A 7049-nucleotide genomic window follows, 5' to 3' on the forward strand; every position below is an offset into this window, starting at 1 on the left:
TGGAGCGCGACGGGTCTTCGCCTCATGGGAACGGCGCACCGAGGACGGTGCGGATCGAAGCGAACATTGAGGCCTGCTGGTTCAGGACCGCATACGCTTGGCCATGTGCTCCAGAAAAGCAGAGAGGGGATCGGACCCCGATCACGGCTGAGGAAGGGCAGCCGTAGAAACGGGCGGCCGCCTCGCGACGACCGCCCGCTTTACGAACACTGCTCGCACCGTTGGCATGTGGCGTTTAGAACGTGTACTCAACACCGAGCCGGATCTGGTAGAGCGTGCTGTACGTCCGCGTGTTCGACACGACGTCGAACGACTCTTCCAGATTGGTGTCAGGGTTCTCCGTGCCGAGGGCCGACTGGTACACGGGCGTCGGTCGGCCGTCTCCATCTTCGTCCGTAAAGCCGGCAAAGTTGACCGGACTGACGGATCCGAACTGCTGGTAGCGGTATCCCCAGTCGGTTCCGAACAGGTCGCCAAGGAGGGACGAGAAGTTGAAGACATCGGCCTTGAGCGAGAGGCGCTGATTCCGGCCCACCAGTTCGCCGCTAAAGTCGAGCGAGAACTTGAGGTCGACGACCCCCTCAAACGGCGTCCGGTCTCCGTTGCGGGTGGCGTATTCGCCCCGGTTCTCGCTCAGATACTCGACGTTCTCAATGTAGCGCCGAAGGTCCTGACGCTGCTGCTCCACGCTCCGGAGGACGTTTCCGTCCCCATCCGTGATCGGCTCGAACTGCAGGTTGCTTACGTCCTCCGGGATGTAGAAGAGCGGCGGCCCTCCTTCATCTCCGACCATGCGCGTCGCCGCATCTCCGCCGATCGTGTACGAGAACGGACGACCTGACTGACCGGTGTAGTAGACCGACAGGTTCGTGGACACGTTCTTCGTAATCTCCTGGCGGTAGGCGAGTGAGAGCTGAACCTTGTGGCCCAGCGAGTAGGGCGAGCGGCCGAGCGTGAGATTGTTTGTGGTGCTCGCGTGCGGGTTATCGCCCCAGTTTGACCCGACCGTATCGCCGAATTGGTTGAGGCTCCGGGCGTCGCCGTAGGTGTAGGACACGTTCCCACGAACGTTGCCGCCGTCCCACACTGCGGTCGGCTGCTTCTGGAGCCGAGCCGTGACCGTGTAGCTGTACCCCTGATCGGTGTTGTCCATAAAGTAGACGTCACCGTACCGGGAGTCGATATTGATGCTCGTGTTCGGGTCTCGCGGCTGAGAGTAGATCGGGCGGTCGTCGTTCGTCTGGCCGGCCTCAAGGGTCGTATTCGGCTGCTTCAGGTTCACGTTCTGCACAATCACGTCCTTGAGCTTGCTGGAGTACTGTCCCTCCAGCGTTCCCACGAAGCCAAAGGGAAGCTGCTGGTCTATCGCGAGGCTCGTGCGAAGCACGCGGGGATACGAGAAGTCCTCCCGGAAGACAATCAAGTTGCCGGTCGGCGTCAGCTCCTCTACCGACGACGGAGGCGTCGCCCCAAACGCGCCTCCGCCGAAGATGCCAGCATCATCAAACTTCGTCAGCCCGTTTTCTGGACGGCGTAGCGGCAGCGGCCCTGCGAAGCCAAGACCAACCGCGACGTCCGCCGACTGGCCGTTGTTGAGGTAGGCTGCCCCCGGCCATAACTGTGGTAGGCGGCTGGTAAAGACGCCCGCGCCCCCACGAACTTGCGTGTTTCCCTCATCGGCCGACAGGTTGAACCCGACTCTTGGCGACCAGAACACCTGCCAGTCCGGCATCTTGCCCGCCGTCGCGCCGTGCAGATTATACCCGGCCTCTCGGACGGCCGGAAGCAGTTCCTCGTTCGCGCTTGGGTGTGCCCCCGGATCGGTCAAAATCTTCGGCAGGTCGGCCCGCAGCCCAAAGGTAAGACTGAAGCGGTCGGTTACCTGCCACTGATCCTGCGCAAAAAAGCCGAGCTTCGTCGAGTTGAAGTCGGACCGCAACTTCGTGTTATCGCTTCCCCCCTGCTCAAATTCCTGCGTGTTCGGGTTGTCGTCGAGGAGCGAGTACTGGTGGATGTAGAAGGCAGTCTGCGGCGACGGATTCGGGTACTGCGCCTGGCAGACGGGTCCAGGGCCCTGAATGCCGAACTGTCCCTGGTTCTGCTCCGCGTAGTGGCACACCGTCTCGGCGAAGTCAGACACGTTGTTGAACGAGTACAGTCCGGGCCCGAAGATCGCGAACCGGTTGTCAATGCTGTAGAATTCGTTGTGCGTCCCCACCGTGAGGGTGTGGTCGCCAAGGAAGATGTCTGTCTCGTTGGTGAACGTGGCGACAGTCTGCTCCAAGAAGTTCGGATAAGAGAACAACTCGGAGCCCAGTTCGATGCCTCCTCCCCCGTCGGTGATCGAAATGTGCGGAAATGGTTCACCTTCCACCCCGCGGTCATCCACGACGTTCTGGAGGGTTGCCGAGGTCTTCGTGGCGACGCTGGTTCCGAAGGTTCCGTTCCATCGAAGCATCGCATTGTGCTGCGTGCTTGGGAACACTTCTGAGTTGTTCTCGAAATTGATCTCACTCCGGGTGCTCTGGAAGCGGTCTCTGTTAAAGTTGTCGTTGTACCAGTACCGGGCTGTTAGCCGGTGATTTTGGCTGATGTTGAAGTCAAGCCGGCCCAAGAATTTGTCAGCTTTGAGGACGTCGACCTTGCTGCCCGGCGTGCCCGGGTCGTATCCGGTGTTTCGCTGCATGAACTCCCGGATCTCGAAGACACTCGTCAAGGCGTTGTCCTGGGGATCCCCGCCGCGTAGATCCAGGGTACCGTTGTATCCCGGCTGGAGCGGCTTCCCTTCGTTTTCGCGCCGGATGTCCGCGTTCACGAAGAAGAACAGCTTGTCCTTGATGATTGGGCCTCCGAGCGAGAAGACGTAGCGGTCCGACGACGTGGAAGAGGGAAGACCGTCCACGAGCGTCTCACCACCAACCGTCAACTGACTCTGCGTCAGGCTGGCGCCCCGGCGGTAGTACTCGAACGAGCCCTTAAACTGGTTCGTCCCGCTTTTCGTGGTGAAGTTAATCGCCCCACCAACAAACCCGGACTTCGTCACCTCGAAAGGGGATACATCAACGGACATCGCTTCCACCGCGCTGAGGCTGATTGGGGAGGCCCCGCTCTGCCCGCCCGGCGTGCCCTGTGCGGAGAGGCCGAAGACATCGTTGGTGACGGCCCCATCGACGTAGATCGAGTTGAATCGGTTCCACTGCCCCGCGATCGAGATGGCCGGGCCGTCGTCGTTGGAGTTCACGACGTATGCCTGCGGCGTCAGCCGCGCCACGTCCGCAATGCTGCGGCTCATCGTGGGCTGAGACTCAATCTCCGCGGCGCTAACGTTCGTCGCAATGCCTCGCTGACCCGAGGCCAGGAGCCCTTCCTCCTCCGCAACGACCTCAACCTCGTCGAGCTCGGCGGTTTGTTCCTGGAGTTGAAAATCAAGACGAAGCGTCTGACCGAGAGCCAGCGTAACTCCTTCCTCCCGCTTCGACTGGTAGCCGACAAACGAGGCCGTGATGCGGTACGGCCCCCCAACCCGCATGTTGGGAAGGTTGTAGGTGCCGTCCCCGCCGGTCGAGGTCCCGTACTCGGTCCCCGACGGTACGTGGATTGCCACCACGTTCGCTCCAGGGAGCGGCTCCCCGTTCGAATCGACGACCTGTCCCCGAACGGAGGCATTCGTTTCCTGGCCGACTGCTGCGGTCGGACCCGTAAGCAGACCGAAAAGAAGGAGGAGTGGTATTGTAGCCCAACGTTTCATGAGTTAGGAAAACGTGTTCTGGATGAACCTGCGAGTGATGATGGAGCCCTACGGCAACCGATGCCCGACGCGCGAGAGGTGACCACCGATGCCTTAAAAAGTGACCTCACAGCGCCCTCGAAGGACCGAGCGACTGCTTCCGGCCAGCGCGCAGTAGCTAGAATACGAAACGGATTTCTTTTTGTCCACTGTCCCGTTTCAAGAAACCGTGCCTCGCATTTCTTTAATTCGTAGATAATAGTTTCGTAAACGTCGTACGTATTTCTATAACAAAATTTTCTAAATGGAGGCCGGAAAGCCGGGTCACTCAGCGGAGTGCTTCGGTCGATACCCGGGCGAGTCGAACGTTGGAGCCCTTCTCGGCTTCGGGGCCTGTCCATGCGGCGTAGAGATAGGAGTCGCCTCGTACCAGGCGCGGCATTCCTACGCCCCGGGCCGCGGCGGGGAGCGACGCGATGGTGAAGGGGGCTCCTTTCTCTCCGGTGGTCTTCACCGTCCGGGCTCGGAGATGCGCGGCCTCTTCGGTCTGGCCGAGCCAGCTTACGACTGCCGTTCCGTCGTCCAGGAGCACGGCGTCTACGCGCCCCTTCGTCTCTCCGTTAGCTACCACGGTGGGGTCGGAGAAGGTTTGCCCTCCGTCCGTCGAAAACGCCACTTTGACGCGGGATGTCCCCCCGGCCGCCGTGAACCACGCCGCGGCGACGCGGTCCCCGCGGGCCGTCAGGGCCGGTCCGTTCACCGGACACCCCGCAATCTTCCAGCCATCGTCGTGCAGGAGGGTAGGCTCGGACCAGGACTGGCCGTCGAACCGAACGAGCTTAATGTTGCGGATTTCGTTTTCCGTGCGGTCGCGATAGGCCACGAGGGCCTTGCCCCCCACCCGCACCGCACTGGTGGGGCAGCACTCGCAGGTGCGCCCGTCCAGAAGGGCCCGCTGTTCCACGGTCCCGGAGGAGTCGAGCACGGCGCCGCGGAGGGTCATTTCGCCCTGATGTCCCTCTCCTCCGGCCATCTTTCGGCCATCGAGCCACACGGCCAGGAGGCGGTGCTTCCGCCACGGCAGCAGCGACACAAACCCGTGCTCGGTCCTGGTGCTGTCATTGTGGGGCGTCACGGCCGACTGCCACGATCCGTCCCTGGTGGTTTGCACAATGCGTACTGCGTAGGCCAGCGCCCTCGGGCCGTTGCTCTGGAGGTAGTGTGCGGCGAGCCGCCCATCGGGAAGGGGGCGCAGCGAGGGCACGTCGGCCCAGTTGACGAACCAGTGGGTTCCGCGGGCCGCCGTTTCCGGATCGCTCCAACTTGTGTCGCGCAGGGTAGCGTAGCGGAGCGCGTGCGTCTCTTCCCCGACCGGCTCGACCCAGCTTAGCCAGACCGGTCCGCCCTCTTCCGCGTAGAGGTAGGGCTGCCCGCTCCCGGCGGACGCCGGTACGGAGAACGGGGTGACAGAAACGGCAGACGACGAGCCTCCGGACTGGCAGCCCGATGCGACGAGAAGGGCTGCCAGAAGAAAACTTCCGATCAGCGGCGGAGTCCGCCTCGCCTCAAGAAGTGAGAACATGGTGATTGACAGTGTGGACGCGTCGTGGGCTTGAACCTCCCCTTCTGCATTCCGCCCGGCTGCCGCTTCCCAGAAAGCGCCGGACCCCGAGGGGGCCCGACGCTTTCATCCTAGATCGACGGGAGCAGGCCCCTACGCCGCGACTGGCTCAGCGTGTTCGATGCGGGTGCCAAGCAGTTCGAGGAACTGCCGGATCCAGGCCGCGTGGGCGGGCCAGGCCGGTGCAGTGACCAGGTTGCCATCGGTTACGGCCTCGGTCATCTCGATGTCGGCGTACGTGCCACCGGCCGCCTCGACCTCCGGCGCGCACGCCGGATACGCCGAGCAACGGCGCCCGTCGAGCACGTCGGCGGCAGCGAGCGTCTGCGCTGCGTGACAGATGGCCGCGACGGGCTTGTCTTCCTCGAAGAAGTGCTGCACCGTCTCAATGACCTCGTCGTTCAGGCGCAGGTACTCCGGCGCGCGGCCGCCCGGCAGGCAGAGCGCGTCGTAGTCGGCCGGGTCGACCTCGTCGAAGGTCGCGTTCAGGGCAAAGTTGTGGCCCGGCTTCTCGGTGTAGGTCTGGTCGCCTTCAAAATCGTGGATGGCGGTCTTCACCGTGTCGCCGGCCTCTTTGTCCGGACACACGGCGTGGACCTCATGGCCCGCCAGGTCGAGCATCTGGAACGGGACCATCGTCTCGTAGTCCTCGGCAAAGTCGCCGACGATCATCAGAATGTCTTTGGCCATGGCTTTTCGGGATGGTTTGTGGGAAGATAGCACGCGTATTTTACATGCTAGGCAGGCGGAATGGGTTCGGCCTGTTGGCCACGCGCGAAGGCGCCGGGAAACGGGGTGGGAGGAACTGGGGAGAGGAAGAAAGGGCGAGCGGGCGTGAGGGAATGGGGGAAGGAGTGCGGGGGCGTGAAGATTTGAGCTTTGGGGCAGACTCGGTCGCCTCCAGCATACGGCTCTACACAGCGGAGGCGGCGCGGCGGCCGGCCTCGATGGCGCCGTCGAGGTAGCCAGGATGATCGGTGGCGGTCTCGGCCGCAGCGAGGTGCAGCCGCCCGTCCCAGAGCGGGGCCTGGAGCGATGGAGCGGGGTCGGGGGGTGCGTCGGGGTCAGAGATCGAGCCGACCGGAGGCGTGGTGGCGGCCTCCTGCGTCCAGTCGCACATGGCGATGCCGGTCGGCTCAGCCGCGTCTTCGCCGAAGCAGTGCACGAGCTGGCGGACGAGGGCCTCCTTCCGGTCGTCCGGAGCAGTTGGCGTGGGGGCGTTGGGGGCCGGTGGATGCATGAAGCCGACGAGGGCCGCATGGCCGTCGGGCGTGACGGCGTCGTGCCAGTCGTGGACCGGCCCCGTCTCGCTTTTTACCCGCCCGGCGAGCCCGCCCTCCCGCCAGAAGGGGCGGTCGTAGGTGACGGCCGCCTTGCCGGTGTGGCTCATCCAGGTGGGCATCTCACGCATCGCGTCGAGCACGTCCGGCGGAGGCGGCGGATCGAACCGAACGGTGTAGACCGCAAGTCGGGGCGGCACGGCCAGCACCACAGCCTCGACCTCGTCCGTACGCTCTCCGTCCGGCGTGGTCGCCGTCACCTGTACGCCCGCCTCGGTGCGGCGCAGGGCCGTCAGTCGATGGTTGAAGCAGATCGCCGCGCCGGGGAGCACGGTTGCGAGTTGTTCGTGCAGCGCCTGCGCCCCACCCACGAAGCGCCACGACGGCGGCGGCGTCTCGGGCCATTCGAACCGCTCGACGG

4 protein-coding genes are annotated in these 7049 nt (G+C 63.7%); all 4 read right to left on the reverse strand.

All coding sequences use genetic code 11. The features are described 5' to 3' along the window. Positions 1-235: 235 nt before the first annotated feature. A complete protein-coding gene (locus tag ABEL04_RS12295) occupies positions 236-3748 on the reverse strand; it encodes a carboxypeptidase regulatory-like domain-containing protein (RefSeq protein ID WP_375802688.1) in 3513 nt (1170 codons plus the stop codon). A gap of 307 nt (positions 3749-4055) precedes the next feature. After that, positions 4056-5309 (reverse strand): hypothetical protein, encoded by a 1254-nt coding sequence (locus ABEL04_RS12300; RefSeq protein WP_375802689.1) that lies wholly within the window; start codon positions 5307-5309, stop codon positions 4056-4058. Between the two features lie 132 nt (positions 5310-5441). Further along, positions 5442-6038 carry a DJ-1/PfpI family protein gene (locus tag ABEL04_RS12305; protein WP_375802690.1) on the reverse strand — a complete coding sequence of 199 codons (597 nt, stop codon included), beginning with the start codon at positions 6036-6038 and terminating at the stop codon, positions 5442-5444. 223 nt (positions 6039-6261) lie between these two features. Then, a partial coding sequence (locus ABEL04_RS12310) for a flavin monoamine oxidase family protein (RefSeq protein ID WP_375802691.1) occupies positions 6262-7049 on the reverse strand: 788 nt, incomplete at its 5' end.

Origin of the sequence: Salinibacter sp. (assembly GCF_042218895.1) — a bacterium.
Classification (GTDB): Bacteria; Bacteroidota; Rhodothermia; order Rhodothermales; family Salinibacteraceae; genus Salinibacter.

What these genes read in the sequence shown, in the direction of transcription:
- ABEL04_RS12295 (WP_375802688.1), bottom strand. Translation starts at nt 3,748, where the DNA reads ATGAAACGTTGGGCTACAATACCACTCCTCCTTCTTTTCGGTCTGCTT.
- ABEL04_RS12300 (WP_375802689.1), bottom strand. Translation starts at nt 5,309, where the DNA reads ATGTTCTCACTTCTTGAGGCGAGGCGGACTCCGCCGCTGATCGGAAGT.
- ABEL04_RS12305 (WP_375802690.1), bottom strand. Translation starts at nt 6,038, where the DNA reads ATGGCCAAAGACATTCTGATGATCGTCGGCGACTTTGCCGAGGACTAC.